General features: G+C 71.1%; 9 protein-coding genes and 1 pseudogene. All 10 read right to left on the reverse strand.

The window, feature by feature from the left end; translation table 11 throughout:
* Positions 1-8: 8 nt before the first annotated feature.
* The 10 genes and pseudogenes from ACFVQ0_RS28770 to ACFVQ0_RS28815 all read right to left on the reverse strand — a co-directional run bounded on the left by ACFVQ0_RS28770 (position 9) and on the right by ACFVQ0_RS28815 (position 16,921).
* Positions 9-3,101, reverse strand: coding sequence for an alpha-mannosidase (locus tag ACFVQ0_RS28770; RefSeq protein WP_390092104.1), 3,093 nt, complete (start codon positions 3,099-3,101; stop codon positions 9-11).
* Positions 3,094-5,094: a DUF2264 domain-containing protein gene (locus ACFVQ0_RS28775; RefSeq protein ID WP_390092105.1), complete on the reverse strand. Its 2,001-nt coding sequence runs from the start codon at positions 5,092-5,094 to the stop codon at positions 3,094-3,096. Before ACFVQ0_RS28775 ends, ACFVQ0_RS28770 begins: the two co-directional genes overlap by 8 nt.
* Positions 5,091-6,749, reverse strand: a complete 1,659-nt coding sequence (locus ACFVQ0_RS28780) for a substrate-binding domain-containing protein (protein WP_390092106.1) — start codon at positions 6,747-6,749, stop codon at positions 5,091-5,093. Before ACFVQ0_RS28780 ends, ACFVQ0_RS28775 begins: the two co-directional genes overlap by 4 nt.
* Before the next feature lie 14 nt (positions 6,750-6,763).
* The gene (locus ACFVQ0_RS28785; protein ID WP_390092107.1) at positions 6,764-7,705 is read right to left on the reverse strand and encodes a carbohydrate ABC transporter permease; all 942 of its coding nucleotides are present in this window, start codon (positions 7,703-7,705) and stop codon (positions 6,764-6,766) included.
* On the reverse strand, positions 7,702-8,673 hold the full coding sequence (locus ACFVQ0_RS28790; RefSeq protein WP_390092108.1) for an ABC transporter permease: 972 nt from the start codon (positions 8,671-8,673) through the stop codon (positions 7,702-7,704). Before ACFVQ0_RS28790 ends, ACFVQ0_RS28785 begins: the two co-directional genes overlap by 4 nt.
* Before the next feature lie 130 nt (positions 8,674-8,803).
* A pseudogene (locus tag ACFVQ0_RS28795) lies at positions 8,804-9,761 on the reverse strand (hydroxyacid dehydrogenase).
* A 247-nt stretch (positions 9,762-10,008) separates the two neighbouring features.
* Positions 10,009-13,041, reverse strand: a complete 3,033-nt coding sequence (locus ACFVQ0_RS28800; RefSeq protein WP_390092109.1) for an alpha-mannosidase — start codon at positions 13,039-13,041, stop codon at positions 10,009-10,011.
* Positions 13,042-13,109: 68 nt separating this feature from the next.
* Positions 13,110-14,207, reverse strand: a complete 1,098-nt coding sequence (locus tag ACFVQ0_RS28805; RefSeq protein ID WP_390092110.1) for a Gfo/Idh/MocA family protein — start codon at positions 14,205-14,207, stop codon at positions 13,110-13,112.
* Positions 14,192-14,848, reverse strand: coding sequence for a ThuA domain-containing protein (locus ACFVQ0_RS28810; protein WP_390092111.1), 657 nt, complete (start codon positions 14,846-14,848; stop codon positions 14,192-14,194). The genes ACFVQ0_RS28805 and ACFVQ0_RS28810 overlap by 16 nt, the downstream gene beginning before the upstream one ends.
* A gap of 219 nt (positions 14,849-15,067) precedes the next feature.
* Complete coding sequence (locus ACFVQ0_RS28815) at positions 15,068-16,921, reverse strand: glycosyl hydrolase family 28-related protein (protein ID WP_390092112.1); 1,854 nt, start codon at positions 16,919-16,921, stop codon at positions 15,068-15,070.
* Between the last annotated feature and the right edge of the window lie 69 nt (positions 16,922-16,990).

Raw genomic sequence — 16,990 nt, forward strand, 5'->3', positions numbered from 1 at the left:
GGATGACTTCACTTCCGCACCGTCGGCCGCAGGCGCACCGTGCGGATCTGGAAGGGCCGGAACGCGAGGCCGACTCCCCCGTCCTCCGGCGCCAGCTCCCGCTCCGGCCGCTCCAGCAGGTCGCAGTCCTGTGCCCCGGCGAGCGGGAATCCGGCGCTCAGCCGGGCCCGGACCGCTCCCCCGCACGCCTCGTACAGCCGCACCACGACGTCGCCGCTCCGGTCGTCGGCGAGCTTGACCGACTCCACCACCACATCCGTGGTGTCGAGCGTGACCAGTGCGGCCGCCTCCGCCGGGGCGGCCCGCAGCGGCAGGTTCAGCGCGTAGCCTCCCGCGACGGCCTCCTCGATCCCGGCGCCGGCGAGCAGCGCGTAGCTGAAGCGGTGGGTGCCCCGGTCGGCCTGCGGGTCGGGGCTGTGCGGGGAGCGCAGCAGGGAGAGCCGCAGTGTGGTGGTGGTTCCGCCGTCCGGGCGGGTGTCGCGGCGCACGTCGTGACCGTAGGTCGAGTCGGTCAGCAGTGCGGCGCCCCAGTGCCGTTCGCCCACATGCACCCAGCGGTGCGCCCACAGTTCGAAGCGGGCGGCGTCCCAGCTGGTGTTCTCGTGGGTGGGCCGCTGCACATGGCCGAACTGGATCTCCGCGCTCTCCCGTTCCGCGTGCACGTCCAGCGGCCAGGCGGCCTTCAGCACCGTGTCGCGCTCCTGCCAGTCGATGTCGTTGCGGACGGTCACCCGGCGGCTCTCGGCGGCGAGTTCGATGTGCTGGACGAATCGCGAGTCGCCGTGGACGCGTTCGACCCGGACCGACGCGAGCAGCGGGCCCCCGTCCGCGAGTGCCAGCGACTCGCACGTGTCGACGTCGTGCACGACGTCGCGGTAGTAGGAGTCGATGTTCCACGCCGACCACAGGTTCGGGTCGTCCGGGTGGAGCTGGAGGAGGTTGCCGACGGTGCCGGGGGCGATCGCTTCCCGCCGTGCCGCGTGGTCGTACACCGAGGTGATCAGCCCGCGCCGGTCCACGACGACGGTCAGCGCCCCGTTGCCGAGGACGAATCCGCCGTCCTGCGCACGGGCCGTGACGGGCTCGCGGGCCCCCGCCGTGCCGCCTGAGGCCAGCGGCCCGGCCTCCGCGAGGACGGCCGTACGCCCGTCCGCCAGGCGCTGTGCGCCCGCGAACCCCGGATCGCCCGCGAGGACGGCGACCTCGCGGCGCGCGTACGGTCCGGCGTTGAGGAGTGCGGGCCGGCCCGGCAGCCGCTCCGCCGCGTCCGCGATCAGCGTCTCCAGTTCGGCGTGGATCTCCCCGTACTCCCGCTCGGCCTGCTGGTGCACCCAGGCGATGGACGAGCCGGGCAGGATGTCGTGGAACTGGTTGAGCAGGACCCGCTGCCACAGCGATTCGAGCCGCTCGTACGGGTAGGGCGCGCCGGACCGTACGGCGGCGGTGGCCGCCCACAGTTCCGCCTCTCGCAGCAGCGCCTCGCTGCGCCGGTTGCCCCGTTTGGTGCGGGCCTGGCTGGTGTAGGTGCCCCGGTGGTTCTCCAGGTACAACTCGCCGCGCCAGACGGGCAGTCGCGCGTCCTCGCGTTCGGCGCGTGCCGCCTCGAAGAAGGCGTCGGGCGACTCGACCACGACCTTCGGTGAGCCTTCGAGGTCGCGCAGCCGGCGGGCCTTCTCCAACATCGAGCGGCTGGGGCCGCCGCCGCCGTCCCCGTAGCCGAACGGGACGAGCGAGCGGGTGGCGACGCCCTTGTCGCTGAAGTTGCCCTCGGCGTGGGCGTTCTCACCGGCCGTCAGTGAGGCGTTGTAGCTGTCGACGGGCGGGCAGTGGGTGAAGACGCGCGAGCCGTCGATGCCCTCCCATTCGAAGGTGTGGTGGGGCAGCCGGTTCGTCTCGTTCCAGGAGAGCTTCTGGGTGAGGAACCACTCGGCGCCCGCCAGCTTGGCGAGCTGCGGGTAGGCGGCGGTGTACCCGAACGAGTCGGGCAGCCAGATCCCGGGCTGCCCGACGCCGAACTCCTCGGCGAAGAAGCGCCGCCCGTAGACGAGTTGGCGGGCGAGTGCCTCTCCGCCCGGCAGGTTCCCGTCCGCCTCGACCCACATGCCGCCGACCGGGACCCAGTTGCCGTCGGCGGCCGCCTTCTTCATGCGGGCGTAGATGTCCGGGCGCTGCTGCTTCATCCACGCGTACTGCTGTGCGGAGGAGCAGGCGAAGACCAGCTCGGGGTACTCCTGGGCGAGGGTGGTCATGTTGGTGAAGGTGCGCGCGCACTTGCGTACGGTCTCGCGGACCGGCCACAGCCAGGCCGAGTCGATGTGCGCGTGGCCGACGGCGGAGAGGGTGTGCGCGGAGGCGTGCGCGGGCCGGGACAGCACGTCGGCCAGGAGTGCCCTGGCGCGCGCCGCCGTTCCGGCGACGTCGGCCGGGTCGACGGCGTCGGCGGCGCGGCGCAGGGCGTAGAGGATCTCGTGGCGCCGGGTGGAGGTGAGCGGCAGTTCGTGCATCAGCTCGTCGAGGACCTCGATGTCGTGGACGAGGTGCCACACGTCTTCCTCGCGCACCGCGATGTCGGCCTGCTTCAGGCGGTAGAGGGGCGCGTCTCCGGCGGTTTCCAGGGAGCCGTGGTGCAGGTGGAGTCCGGCGCTGCCGACGATCGGCGGGTTGGCGGCCAGCTCGATCAGCAGGTCGACGGCGGCGCCGCCGGTGGCGGAGTCGTCGAGGAGCACGCTGCGGTTGTACGGGTGAAGGCCCTGGAGCGGCGCGCCCTGGGCGTCGTGGACCAGGCCCTCTGCCTGGCCGCCGGGCCCCTTGGACAGGTCGAAGTCGAGGTCGAAGACGGCCTCCACGCGGCGCCCCGACCAGTCGCCGGGGATGTCGGCGCGGGCCCGCATCCAGGTCGTCCGCCAAGGGCTGCCCCAGGCGTCACCGATCGTGAAGGGTTCGTAGTCGGCGTCCAGTGCCTCGGTGACGGGGACGGGCTCGCCGTCCACGCGCCAGGCGCTCAGGGCCAGCGGGCGTACGGCGCTGTAGACGGCGGGGCGGACGGTCCGGTCGAGCAGCTTGCGGATCCTGGCCTCGATGATCCGGCGGTCGTCATGCACGGAACTGGTCCTTCCAGGGGTCGTACGCGGAGTCGGGGGCGGGCAGCCGGATGGTGTCGTGCGCGCCGTCGGGCCAGGACACGTCGGCGAGCAGGGCGTTGTCCTCGGCGCGGGTGGTGACCCGGGGCAGGGCGCCGGGCTCTGTGCCGCCCAGGTGGATGAGGGCGACGTGGATCGCGCCGTGCGTGACGGGTCCCTCGGTCGCCACGACCGGGGTGGCGGAGGAGGCGCCGAGGGCGTTGCTGCCGGCGCCGGCCACCGAGTCCGCGCGGGGCAGCCGGTGGGCTCCGATGACGACGGAGACCAGCCCGTCGGTCCCCGCGACCCGGGCCGTGGCTCCCTCGACGGCTGCGGCGCCGGAACCGGAGCGGGGATCGACGGCCAGCGCCCAGCCGCCGACCCGCAGCCGGTGGCCGGACGCGGCGCCGCCGTCCGCGGAGTCCTCCGCGCAGCGGTCGACCCGTACGGCGCGCACCTCGACGGAGCCTCGCAGGGCCGAACCCGTGGTGATCCAGGGGCCGAGGGCGTAGGGGGTGTCCGGCCCGCCGAAGACGTCCCAGGTCGCGTCCTTCGGCCAGTGCGCGCGGGACCGGGAGACGGCCGTGGCGCCGTCGATGGAGATCCTCTCCGCGGGGCGCCGGTGCGAGGCGCGTCCCGCCGCGTCCAGCAGGACGACCGCGTTGTCGAGCGGGTCCGCGTCCGCGCTGCCGCCGGGGACCGTCGGGTCGCCAAAAGTCTCCGGGGCGGTGTGCGTCGAGTAGGCGAAACGGGCGTAGGCGGGGTCGTCGGCGTGCGGGCGGGCCGGGTCCGCGTGGTCGCCGCCGTGGTTGACGACACGGACGACGCCGTCGGCGGCGGTGCCCGAGACGAGCCAGCCCGGCGCGGTCAGGGTCCGCGTGAAGTCGCCCTGTTCGACGGGCAGCGGGGGTTCCTCCGCTGTCCAGACCGGGTGCTCGGGCGGCAGGGCGAGGCCGATGAACCCCTTGCTCGCCCAGTACGGGGAGGCGGGGCCCGAGTACCCCTGCAGAATGCCCCGGAAGGGCCGGTGCCAGCCGAGTGTCAGCAGGCCGTGCTCGTCGGTGGCGCCGTGGCCGGTGAAGTGGTCCAGCGTCCGGCTGGCGAGCGCCCGGGTCTCCCCCGGTGCCAGCGGTGTGGCGTCGAACAGTGCGCCGGTCCACAGCGGGGCGAGCGCGGCGTGCCGGTAGGTGAGGGAACGGCCGTGGACGAGCGGTGAGCCGTTGGCGCCGGTCAGGAGGCGCTGGTCCGTCAGGAAACGGTGCAGCCTGGCCCGGTAGCGGTCGAGGAGTCCACTGGGCGCGGCGTCGCCGAGGATGCGGCAGAACCACAGCGGGTACAGGTGCATGGCCCAGCCGTTGTAGTGGTCGAAGTTGCGGTGGGCGGCGCCGGTGAGCCCGTCCGAGTACCAGCCCTCGCCCGCGTACCAGCCGTCGGTGAGGGCGATGACCCGGTCGATGTCCTGCTGGCGCCACTGTCCGCCGGCCGTGCGGGCGAACGCCTCGGTGACGCCCTGGAACCAGATCCAGTTGTTGCCCGGCATCGGGTCGCCCACCATGGGCGCCAGCCAGTCCAGGACCCGCTGCCTGACCCGGTCGTCGAGGCGGTCCCAGATCCACGGCCGGGTCTCGTGCAGGGCGATCACGATCGACGCGGCCTCGACCTTCGCCTGGCCGCGCTCGGCGAAGGCCGGCCAGCGCTCCGGGTTCGCGGGGTCTGTGCCGGCGGACAGGCCGGCGGCGTACCAGCCGGCGAGGTCCAGCGGGTCGGCTCCGCCCGCTCCCGCCAACCGGAATCCGGCCAGCAGGAAGGTGCGGGCGAAGCCTTCGAGACCGTCGCTGTGCGCGCCGTTGTGGCTCGGCACGCCGGGCAGGCCGATCAGGGCGTGCTCGTCGGTGGCGTACGGCCGTACGGCGAGCAGCATCCGGTCCGCGGTGCGCTCCCAGTGGGCGCGGTCCTCGGTGGGGGTGCGGTTCATGACTGGCGGCTCTCCCATGCCTGTTCGTACTCCGCGCGGATTTGGTCGCCGGCCTGCTTGCGCCAGTTCCGCATCGTCTCGTCCCACTCCTTGAGGGGGACGCGGCCCTGCATGATGCCCTTGCGGGTGTCGTCCAGGGTCTTCTGGAGCAGCGCGGACATCTTGGCGTTGGTCGGCGAGTACAGGTCCTCGGTCGGATTGGCGAGCAGCCGTTCGACCGCTTCCTTCTGGAACGCGTACTGCGTCTTCACGATCTCCGGCCTGGAGGGGTAGTACAGCGTGAAGGGCGCGTCGGTGGCGAAGATGGTCGGCAGGGTGACCTCGGCCTGGCCCTTCGGGGTGAGGATCGGGTCGGTCCCCTTGAGGGTGTGGTCCGCGCCGGGGACGCCGTACTTGCGCAGCAGGTAGCCGTCCGTACCGAAGGGCGACGCGAGTGCGTTCATCGCGCGCAGGATCTGCTTGATCCGCTCCTTGGGCGCCTTCTTGATGATGAGCATGCCGTAGTAGGACTGGCCCTGCCATTGGACGCCCTCGCCGCCGTCCCAGCCGGGCGCGAGCAGGTAGCCGAGCTCGAAGCCCTTGGTGGCCGGGGCGTACATGGAGTAGTAGTCGTTCCAGGCCACGGGACCGTCGGGGTTCAGGACGGTCTGTCCGGTGCCGAACCAGTCCTTGACCTTCCCGGTGACGCTGTAGGCGTCCGGGTGCATCACACCGGCCTTGGTCATCCGGCGGACCGCGTCCAGGGTCTGCTTGGCCTCCTCCGTCTCGAACCACCAGGTGAACTTCCCTCCTTCCTCACGCCACTTGTTGGGTCCCTTGAGCATCTGCATCACGGTGTCGAACGCGGTGATGGGGTCGCCCATGGCGTACTGGCTGTGCTTGCGGTCGGTGACGTCCTTGCACAGCTGGAAGAACTCCCGCCAGCTCTTCGGTTCCGGATCGAGACCGCGTGCGCGGATCAGGTCGAGCCGGGTGAAGACCGGGCCGCCGGAGAGCGGGCGGGGCATCGGGATGGCGTAGATGCCGCCGTTGAGCACGCAGGGCGCCCAGGAGGGCGACGGGATGTTCGCGAGGTAGGGATAGTCCCGGATGCTGTCACCGGAGAGATGCTCGGTGAGGTCCTGGAAGAGCGCGTCCAGCATGCCCGGTGTGGCGGCGGAGTTCTGGCTCGGCGGCAGCATCAGCATGGTGTCGGGCAGATCGCCGCCCGCGACGGTCACGGCGAACTTGTTCGGGTAGTCGCTGACCGGTGAGATCTGGAAGTTGAGATCGCACCCGACGCTCCTGTTCAGGGCCTGCCACATGACGTTGTCCGACACCGGCGGCGGCACCGGGTTGAAGATCAGCGTCATGATGTCGATGGCCGGGCCCTTGGCGGGCGGGCCGCCGGGCAGTGACTTCACCGGCTCGGCCGGGAAGTTGAGGTATCCGGGCGCGACACCGGCCGCGGTGGCGGGCATGGACGTCGGGACGCCGTTGTACGGGATGTAGGCGGGCAGCGGGACCTTGGCGTTGGCGGCCTTGGTCGAGACGGGGCGGTAGTCCCCGCAGCCGGCCAGGGTCAGGCCGGCCGTGACGCCGGCGGCCGAGGCGAGGAAGCCGCGGCGGCTGAGTGATGAGTGACCGAGTGACGAGCGACCGAGTGATGAGTTCATGACAGTTTATCCCCTTATCCCTTCACCGCTCCGACCATCACGCCCTTGTTCATGTGGCGCTGGAGGAAGGGGTAGACGATCACGATGGGCACGATCGAGAGCACGAGGATCGCGGCCTGGAGGGACTGGGCGGGCGGCAGCGGCGCCCCGGCGGCGACGTCGACCTGACCGCCGCTGAGCGCCGCGTTGTTGACGACGTAAGTACGCAGCACGAGCTGCATGGGCCACTTGGACGCGTCGTTGATGTAGAGCAGCGCGTTGAAGAACGCGTTCCAGTAGGTCACCGCGTAGAACAGGCCGATGACGGCCACGGCGGCCTTGGAGAGCGGGAGCACGATCCTGGTGAGGATCGTCGTCTCGGAGGCGCCGTCGATGCGCGCGGAGTCCAGCAGCTCCTTGGGGATGCTCATGAAGAAGGACCGCAGCACGATCACGTTGAACGCGTTGATCATGGTCGGCAGGATCAGCGACCAGTAGCTGTTGATCAGGCCGAGCTGTTTGACCATCAGATAGCTGGGGATGACGCCCGGGGCGAACAGCATGGTCATCAGCAGCATGATGAGGACCGGCCGGTGACCGAAGGAGCCGGGCCGGCTGAGCCCGTACGCCAGCATGATGGAGCAGACGAGGCTCAGCGCGGTGCCGACCACGGTGATGCCGACGCTGACCAGCATGGCCTTGGACACCAGGCCGCCGGAGAGCAGCGCCGAGTAGGCGGACCAGCTGGGGTTGTCGGGCCACAGGACGTAGCCGCCCGCCCTGGTGACCTGGCCGGTGTCGGCGAGGGAGGTCGAGATGATCGCGAGGAACGGCAGCAGGACCAGCACGACGCAGATCAGCAGGATCAGCGATTTGAGGGCGCGCCACGGCGGGGAGCCGGGGGTCTCCCCGGGGATGGCGCTGTAGGACCTGCGGGGCCTGCGGCGTACCGGGTGTGCGGGTGACAGGGTTGTCATGACTTGTACACTCCTTCCTCGCCGAACAGGTGGGCGATCTTGTTGGCGCCCAGGACGAGCGCGACTCCGATGACTCCCTTGACGAGTCCGACGGCGGCGCTGACGCCCCAGTCCCCGCCGATGAGGCCGTGGTTGTAGACGTAGGTGTCCAGGACCTCGCTGTTCTCCAGGCCGACACCCCCCTGTTGCAGCAGGATCTGTTCGAAGCCGACGGACAGGGCGTCACCGAGGCGGAGGATGAGCAGCAGGATCACCAGGCCGCGCAGGGCGGGCAGGGTGACGTGCCAGGTCTGCCGCAGGCGGCTGGCGCCGTCCATGGCCGCCGCCTCGTAGAGGTCGTTGTCGACGCGGGAGAGCGCGGCCAGGAAGAGGATCGTGCCCCAGCCGGTGTCCTTCCAGATGACCTGGGAGGTGAGCAGGGTCTTGAACAGCTCGGGGTTCCCGATGATGTTCCAGGTGCCCATGTCGTGGGCCTGGAGGAACAGGTTGAGCATGCCGCCGTTGCCCAGCAGTTGCTGGAAGAGGGCGACGACGACCACCCAGGACAGGAAGTGCGGCAGGTACAGGACGTTCTGCACCCACTTCTTGACCCGTTCGCTCACCAGGCTGTTCAGCGCCAGGGCCAGCAGGATCGGCACGGGGAAGACGAACACGACCTGGATCAGAGTCAGTTCGAGCGTGTTGACGAGCGCCCGGACGAACTGGTCGTCACCGTTGAAGAGGACCTCGAAGTTCTTCAGCCCGTTCCACGGACTGTGCAGTATGCCGATGTAGGGCTGATAGTCCTGGAACGCGATGACGTTGCCCAGCAGCGGTACGTAGTGGAACAGCAGCAGGACCACGATGCCCGGGATCAGGAACCAGAACAGGCCCGTGTCGCGTCGGCGGCGTGGGCGGCCGGGCCGCTCGCGGCCCGCCTGCCCGCCCTCCTCGGCCGCGCGGGCGGCCGGTTGCTCAAGTGTTGTCATGACATCAAGCCCTTTCACCGGGGATCAGGCGTCGCCGGCCGCCTTTCGGGACCGGCTGCGTGAGGTGGTGCGATGAGTGATGTGACGTCCATGGGTACGGGGAAGTGCGCGCGCGGGGGCGCGCCGCCGGTCAGGCCAGCCGCGGGAGTGCCTCGCGGGTGACCTCACCGAGCAGCGGCTTCCCGGCCACCCAGCGCTCGGTCTCCTCGACCGCGTACTGTCCGAGCCGTCGCACCTCGCTGCCCTGTGCGCCGGCGATGTGCGGAGTTGAGCAGCACGTTCGGCAGGGCCGCCAGCGGATGGCCCACGGGCAGCGGTTCGGGGTCCGTCACGTCGAGGTAGATCTCGATGCGGCCGGTCGCGCACTCCCGGGCGAGGGCGTCCGTGTCGACGACGGCGCCACGGGCCGTGTTGATCAGCGCGCCGCCGTCGGGCAGGAGCGCGAGCATGGCGGCGTCGATCAGCCCCTCCGTCTCCGGCAGCAGCGGGACGTGCACGCTCACCACCCGGGACAGCCGGCACAGCTCGGCGAGACCGGTCCGCCGCGCGCCGAGCCGGTTCGCGGCCTCGTCCGTGACGTACGGGTCGTACAGCAGGATCTCGTAACCGGCGCCGGACCGGGCCAGTTCGGCCATCACCCGGCGGCCGATGCGCGAGGCGCCGACGATGCCCACGGTGAGGCCGTCGGCGCCGGAGCGGTCGGCGGCGCCGGGCCACACGCCGGGGTATCCGGCGGCCATCGTCAGGGTCCGGCGGGCGGCGAGTCCGATGAGGGCGACGGTGTACGAGGCGACGGGCCCGGCATTGGCATCGGCGGCCGACGAGACCACGATGCCGCGTTCCCACACCGCGTCGCTCACCAGGGACTTGACGGTCCCCGCGGCGTGGATGACGGCGCGCAGCCGGGGTGCGCGCGCGAGGACCCCAGCGGTGAGCCGGGGGCAGCCCCAGCCGCTGATCAGGATCTCCGCGTCGCCCGGCACGGCCGCCGGATCGTGTCCGACGGGGGCGGGGGCGAGACGGACGACACCGGAGAGGCGGGTGCGCAGGTCTGCGGGGAGTACGGAATCGGCCACGGCGGGGTCCATGACGCATACCGCGACCGGCTGCTCGGACGGCTCGGGTGGGTCGGGGGGTTCCTGTGGTTCTGGTGGTTCTGGTGGTCCGGGGTGTGCGGCTCTGGCTGTCATGCGGGGGCCTTCTCTCGGTTCTCTCTCGGTCCTCTTCCGGTCCTCTTCCGGTATGTACCGGCCGTCCGGCCCACCGGGACGTCGGCGGCGTACGGTGCGCCGCCGACGTCCCGGAACGGGTGCCGCCGTCCCGGGCGGCACGCCGTCAGGCGCGGGGCAGACGCAGGGTGACCAGCTGGAACGGCCGCAGCGCGAGCACCACGCCGCCGGCGTTCTCCATCGGCCGTTCGGCGTCGGTCAGCGGTCGCTCCAGGAGATCGGCCGGAACGGCCCTCGCGGTGGCGAAGCCGTCGACGCGCACGGTGGCGCGGGCCCGTCCGCCCTGCGCCTCGTAGAGACGGACGACCAGGTCACCGCTGCGGTCGTCGGCCAGTTTCACCGCGCTGACCACGACGGCATCGTTGTCAACGGTCACCAGGGGCGCGACCTCCGCGGCGCTGCCGGTGACCCGGCGCTCCGGCAGGTTGGCCCGGTGGCCCTCGCGGACCGCGTCTCCGATCGTCGCGCCCGGCACCAGCGCGTGGTGGAACCGGTGGACGCCCTGGTCGGTCTCGGGGTCGGGGTAGCGGGGTGCCCGGAGCAGTGACGCCCGGACGGTCGTGGTCGTGCCGGCGTCGGTCCCGGTCCGCACGGCACGCGTCACGTCGTGGCCGTACGTCGCGTCGTTCACGATCGCGACACCCCAGCCCGGCTCGTCGACGTGCACGAAACGGTGGTTGCAGGCCTCGAACTTGGCCCACTCCCAGCTCGTGTTCTGGTGGGTGGGACGGTACACATGGCCGAACTGGGTCTCGGAGGCGTACCGGTCGGCCTTCACGTCCAGGGGGAAGGCGAGTTTCAGGAAGCGTTCGGTCTCGTGCCAGTCCACCTCGGTGGCGATGTCGAGCCGCTTGGCGCGGGCCGGGACCGTAAGGAGCTGGACGACGCGGGAGTCGCCGAAGGAGCGCTCCACGCGCACCGCCGCTCCCTCGACGCCCAGTTCGGTGACGGCGGTGAGGTCACTGCCGACGTTCCGGTAGAAGGCGTCGACGTCCCAGGCGTCCCACTGGTTGGGGAAGTCGGGGTGGAGCTGGAGGAGGTTCGCCGCCTGGCCGGGCGCGATCGCCTCGCGCTCCGCGCCGTGGTCGTACACGGAGACGACCAGGCCGCGTCCGTCGATCTCGACCCGCAACAGCCCGTTGTCCAGGACGTATCCGCCACCGTCGAGCGGTACGGGAACCACCGCCTCGTTGTGGACCGGCTGAGGCGAGGCACCGCCTGCCGGTACCGAACCACGGCTGTGCGGGGCCGAGTTGAAGGCCAGGTCCGTGCCACCGGACGCGTCACCGGCCAGCGCGCGCTGCGCCCCGCCGATGATGCCCTCCAGCTCCGCGGCGAGCCGCGCGTAGGTCTCGCGCGCCTCGCGGTGGACCCAGGCGATGGACGAGCCGGGCAGGATGTCGTGGAACTGGTGCAGCAGCACCGTCTTCCAGATCCGGTCCAGCTCCTCGTACGGGTAGGGGAACCCGGTCCGTACCGCGGCCGTCGTGGCCCACAGCTCGGCCTCCGCCAGCAGCGATTCGCTGCGCCGGTTGCCGCGCTTCGTCTGTGCCTGGCTGGTGAGGGTGGCGCGGTGCAGTTCCAGGTACAGCTCCCCGACCCAGACGGGCGGGTCGGGGTACTCGGCCTCGGCCTTCGTGAAGAAGCCGGCGGGGGTCTCCCACTCCACGGCCGCCGAACCTTCGAGACTGCCCATCCGGGCGGCCTTGGCGACCATCTCGCGGGTGGTGCCACCCCCTCCGTCACCGAATCCGGTCGGCGCGAGCGACCGGGAGGCGACCCCCTTCTCCTTGAAATTCCGTGCCGCGTGGGCGATCTGCCGGCCGCTCATCTCGCAGTTGTACGAATCGACCGGCGGGAAGTGGGTGAAGATCCGGGTGCCGTCGATGCCCTCCCACTGGAAGGTGTGGTGCGGGAACGTGTTCGTCCTGCTCCAGGAGATCTTCTGCGTCAGCAGCCACTTGGAGCCCGCCGCCTTGATGATCTGCGGCAGTCCGGCCGCGAAGCCGAAGGTGTCGGGCAGCCACGCCTCGTCGTTCTCGATCCCGAACTCGTCCAGGAAGAACCGCTTGCCGTGCACGAACTGACGGGCCATCGCCTCCGAGCCCGGCATGTTCGTGTCCGACTCCACCCACATCCCGCCGGTCGGCACGAACCGGCCGTCCGCGACCGCCTTCTTGACCTTCGTGTAGACCTCCGGCCGGTGCTCCTTGATCCAGGCGAACTGCTGCGCCTGCGACATCGCGAAGACGAAGTCCGGCTCCTCCTCCAGGAGGGCCGTCATGTTCGACGTCGTACGGGCGACCTTGCGCACCGTCTCACGCAGCGGCCACAGCCAGGCGGAGTCGATGTGCGCGTGCCCGACCGCGCTGATCCGGTGCGCGGCGGGAACGGCCGGGGCGGCGAGCACACCGGCCAGTTCGTCCCGCGCGGCCTGCGCCGTACCGTTCACGTCCTGGAGGTCGACGGCGTCCAGCGCCCGGCCGACCGCCCGCAGGATCTCCCAGCGGCGCGCCCCCTCGACCGGGAGTTCCGCCATCAGCTCGCCGAGGACCTCCAGGTCCATGACCAGGTTCCACACCGTCTCGTCGAACACGGCCAGGTTCATCTCGCCCAGCACGTACTGCGGCGCGTCGCCGGAGGTGGATCTGTCGCCCATCGGTGTCGGCTGGAACGGCACGCCGCTCGCGTCGATGTCGGGGTTGGAGGCGGCCTCGATCCGCCAGTCGACCTGCTCCCCGCCGGCCACCGGTGATCCGACGCGGACGTACGAGTTGCGCGGGTGAAGGCCCTTGACCGGGGTGCCGTCGGGCCGGTGGACGAGGCCCTCGCACTGGAAGCCGGGCGTGCGCGGGGTGAAGCCGAGGTCGAGCACGGCCTCGACCGTGCGGCCCGCCCACTCGGCGGGGACCGTCCCGGTGACCTTGAACCAGCTGGTCCCCCATGGCGCGCCCCACGCGGTGCCCGGGGTGATGGGACGGTTCGGCGCCGTGAGGCCCTCGGCCACGGGGACGGGTTCGCCCGACGTGGACCAGATCTCCACGTTCAGCGGGGTGGTGACGGGGTGGACGGCCGGACGGATGCGTTCCCTGAGGACGCGGTCCAGACGTGCTTCGACCAGGTTCCGGTCGTCGTGCATGAAAGGGGTCTCCTGTTGCTGCGAGCGGGCGGGGTGCTGTCGGGGGCTCTGCGGCGGTCGACGCAGGGTCAGAGTCCGGTGTCCGCCACCGGAGCGGGGCGCTCGCAGGTGGTCGTCACCGGCAGTGCCCGGCCCTCGTCCGCCGCGTCCATGAGCGTGAGCATGACGTCCAGGACGTGTGCGGCGAGTTCCGCGGACGCACGGTGCGGGCGGCCGCCGTGGAGCGCCTCGGCCAGATCCGCCAGGCCCACGCCGCGGCCCGCGCCCCGGTAGCCGGCCGATACGGGCAGCGTCTCCCAGCCGTCGCCGCGGTGGATCTCGACGGGGCCGTCGAAGTGGTTCGGGTCGGGCACGGACAGCGAGGCGCCGGTGCCGTGCACCTCGATGCGCGGCAGCCGCGCGGCGCGCACGTCGAAGCTCATCACCAGCGTGGACAGCGCCCCGTCGGCGTGCTCCAGGACGCCCGTGATGTGGGTGTCCACCTCGACCGGGAAGGTCTGCCCCGCACGGGGCCCGCTGCCGATGGTCCGCTCGGCGCGGGGCCGGGAGGACGCACCGGTCACCTTGACCACGGGGCCGAGCAGGTGGACCAGAGCCGACAGGTAGTACGGCCCCATGTCGAGCAGGGGGCCGCCGCCGGGGCGGTAGTAGAACTCGGGGTCCGGGTGCCACTTCTCGTGGCCCGCGGTCGTCATGAAGGCGGTGGCCGCGACCGGCCGGCCGATCAGGCCGTCGTCAACGGCCTTGCGCGCGGTCTGCGTTCCGGTGCCCAGGACGGTGTCGGGGGCACAGCAGAGCCGCAGTCCGGCCGCCCGCGCCGCGCCGAGCACCGCGTCGGCCGCCTCTCGGTCGGCGGCGAGGGGCTTCTCGCCGTACACGTGCTTGCCGGCGGCGAGCGCCGTCAGAGCGACGTCCGCGTGCGCGGCGGGGACGGTCAGATTGAGGACGGCGTCCACGTCGTCGCGGGCGACCAGGGCGGCGACGGTCGGCGCGAGGGAGACCCCGTCACCGGCCCGCTCCGCGACGGCCCGCGCACGGCCGACGTCGAGGTCGGTGACGGCGGTGAGCCGCACGGACGTCAGCCGCTCCAGCGTGGACAGATAGGCGCCGCTGATCTTCCCGGCGCCCACGATGCCGATGTTCAAAGGCTTCAGCGGCTCGCCCACAGCAGCCCCCTCTCGGTCAGCGTGCGGACCTGGGGCACGTCGAAGTCGTCGGGCTTGTGCCCGATGGTCGAGACGAAGACCCGGCCGGCCCCCCAGGTCCTGGTCCACACGGCGGGCATCACAGCGGGCCCGTCGTGCGGTTCCGCGGCCGGGAAGGTGGTGGTGGCCAGCACCTCGATACGCGGATCGGTGAGGACCCAGTACTGCTCGGTGTGCACGGAGAAGTCATCGAGGCCCGCGATGACCGGGTGGTCCGCGTGCTCGGGCCGGAAGTTGTAGGTGTGGTCGTGGAAGCCCGGCGGGTGCATCACGAACTTGCCGCCGGTGAGCAGGTGGTAGCCGTGGTCGTGGAAGCAGTCGACGATGCCGCCGTGCCAGCCCGCGAGACCGGTGCCCGCCCGTACGGCCTCGGACAGGTTCTCGCGCTGCTCGGGGGTGATGGTGCCCATCGTCCAGCAGTGCACGATGAGGTCGGTCGCGGCGAGCTTCTCCGCGTCCTCGTACACCGCGAGGTCCTCGGAGGTCTCGACGGCGAACCCCCGTTCCTTGAGGAACGGCAGGAATCCGTCGCTGATCGTCACGGGCTGGTGCCCGTTCCAGCCGCCGCGGACGACGAGCGCCCGCCTGGTGTTGGTGGTCACGGTGATTGCACGCTCCCGTCGGCGCCGCACATGCCGGGTGCGGCGGTAGGGGTCTGGGCGAGTTGGCCGACCGATGGGTATGAAGCGGGGGTTACCGCTGCTCAGGCCGGTCGTCGGCTGGGTGCGATAAGAACGTACGAACGGTGAACATACTTTGTCAATACACTTTACGAAGTGCGCCGGGGAGGCCCGGTCGGGCCGTCCCGGCCTGACGTGATGTCAGTCGGTGATGTGGAACGTCGCCGGGGAATCGTTCCGCAGCGCCGCTTGGCCCGGCCGGAGATTCGTCACCGTGTTGCCCGCGAAGGCTCCGGTGCCGGTGACGCCGGGAGCGACCAGGATTCCCTGCGTCGCGGGGCCGTCGATGGTGTTGTTCTTCAGCGTCACATCGACCCGAGCCAGGTCGATGAAGAGGCCGGCCCGGAAGGCTCCGCGCATCACGTTGTCGCTCAGGGTCACATGCGTATAGGCGTCGGGGAACAGCGAGGCGCTGTTCGGGGAGCCGATCCGTACCCCGTGCCGCACGCTGTTCCAGCCACCACCGCCGATCAGGACGTTGCCGCTGATCGTGGCGGACTCCAGGGGGTGTCCGGTATCCCCGAACACGCCGATGTCCAGGGCACTGTTCGAGGACACACTGTTCACGAGGTTGTCGCGCACCTCTACGTGCTCGCCGCCGGCCACCCGGATGCCGTTGGCCCACCAGGGCGCGATCGCGGTGTTGTTGAGGATCTTCGCCCCTGTCACCTGCCCGTTGGTACCGCTCGCGCCCGCGTCGGAGTACGTCGCGAAGGAATCGTCACCGGTGTTCCGGGCGAAGTTGTCGCGTACGGTGATGTTGTCGCCCCGCTTGTCCGGATCCTTCGTGTTGCCGTTGTTGATGTTGAACCCGTCGCCGTAGCCGTCCGAGGTCCGGCTGTCCTCGATGAGACCGTTCGATCCGGAGAGCCAGTTGGCGTCGGTGTGCCGCGTCCAGATCCGCTGGACCAGCCATCCGCCGGCACCGCTGGCGTTGATGCCGTAGTCCGCGCCGCCGGTGCCGCCGACCCCGCGCCACACGGCGTTCGAATCGATCTGGATGTCGCGCAGCGTGGTCCCCGATCCCACCAGGGTCTTCGATCGCCACGACGTGGCAGGCAGCGGGCTCTTGCGGTAGAGCGTCGAGTACCACATCCCGGCGCCCTCCACCGTCACACCCGTGAAGTCGAGCGGGGTGGGTTCGAGGCTGTTCGTCAGATACCTGCCGCGCGGGATCCACACCGTCTTCCCCTGCCGGCGGGCGGCGTTCACCGCGTTCTGGATGGCGACCGTGGAGTCCTTCCCGGACTCCGGGTCGGCGCCATAAGTCACCACGGAGAGGGAGTTCGCCGGCTGGGGCCGCGCGGGCCCCACGTTCTCCAGGTCGACGGAGTCGATGTCGTAGACCGAGGCCGTATCGCCGGATCCCTTACGGAACGTGACGGTACCGCCGACCGGGATCGGGGCGCCCGAGACCCAGACGGGGAAGTCGTTGTAGAAGCGGTAGGGCATACCGCCGGCCTTGGGGTCGTCCGGGTCGGTCGTCGCCTCGCGGTAGTTCCACGCCTGCGCGGAACTCAGCGTGATCGCCTGACGGAACGTGCCGTTGACGTACAGGTCCAACGACGCGCTGATCCCGCCGCCCTGCGGCGCGTCGGGGATGGAGGCACGCACGACGAGGGTGTTGGCGCTCCGGCCCGAACTGTTGGGCACCGACACCGCGTCCCCGGTGTTCTTCAGCTCAACCAGCGCGTTGCCCGACGCCTCGGTCTCCAGGGAGGCCGAGGCCGGGACCGTCGCTCCGGGCCTGATCGAACGGACGCGGGCGGCGCCGCCGAGCGTCCCGGATTCGGCCTCGACCGTCACGAACGGCGTCGTGGCACCGGCCGTCGCGGCCTTCCCGGCAGGAGCGCCCGCGGAGGCCCCCGCCGAAGCCCCGGCCGCGGCCTCCGCGTGGCCTCCGGAGCCGGGGAGCACACCGAACAGCGTGCCGGCGACGACAGCGGCGACGCCGCCGAGCCGGCGGGACTTTCCTCGAAACCTTCTGCGGTGCATGGTTCACCTCGTGTGGGAGTAGGCCATGGATACGCGGCAGAGCCGGAAGGCTGGGCCGCGCCTGGCGGC

The sequence above is a fragment of the Streptomyces sp. NPDC057900 genome (assembly GCF_042887885.1).
Lineage (GTDB): Bacteria > Actinomycetota > Actinomycetes > Streptomycetales > Streptomycetaceae > Streptomyces.

Excerpts from the sequence above, each read along its gene's own strand:
- ACFVQ0_RS28775 (WP_390092105.1), bottom strand. The coding sequence starts at position 5,094 with ATGAACCGCACCCCCACCGAGGACCGCGCCCACTGGGAGCGCACCGCG.
- ACFVQ0_RS28780 (WP_390092106.1), bottom strand. The coding sequence starts at position 6,749 with ATGAACTCATCACTCGGTCGCTCGTCACTCGGTCACTCATCACTCAGC.
- ACFVQ0_RS28785 (WP_390092107.1), bottom strand. The coding sequence starts at position 7,705 with ATGACAACCCTGTCACCCGCACACCCGGTACGCCGCAGGCCCCGCAGG.
- ACFVQ0_RS28790 (WP_390092108.1), bottom strand. The coding sequence starts at position 8,673 with ATGACAACACTTGAGCAACCGGCCGCCCGCGCGGCCGAGGAGGGCGGG.
- ACFVQ0_RS28800 (WP_390092109.1), bottom strand. The coding sequence starts at position 13,041 with ATGCACGACGACCGGAACCTGGTCGAAGCACGTCTGGACCGCGTCCTC.
- ACFVQ0_RS28815 (WP_390092112.1), bottom strand. The coding sequence starts at position 16,921 with ATGCACCGCAGAAGGTTTCGAGGAAAGTCCCGCCGGCTCGGCGGCGTC.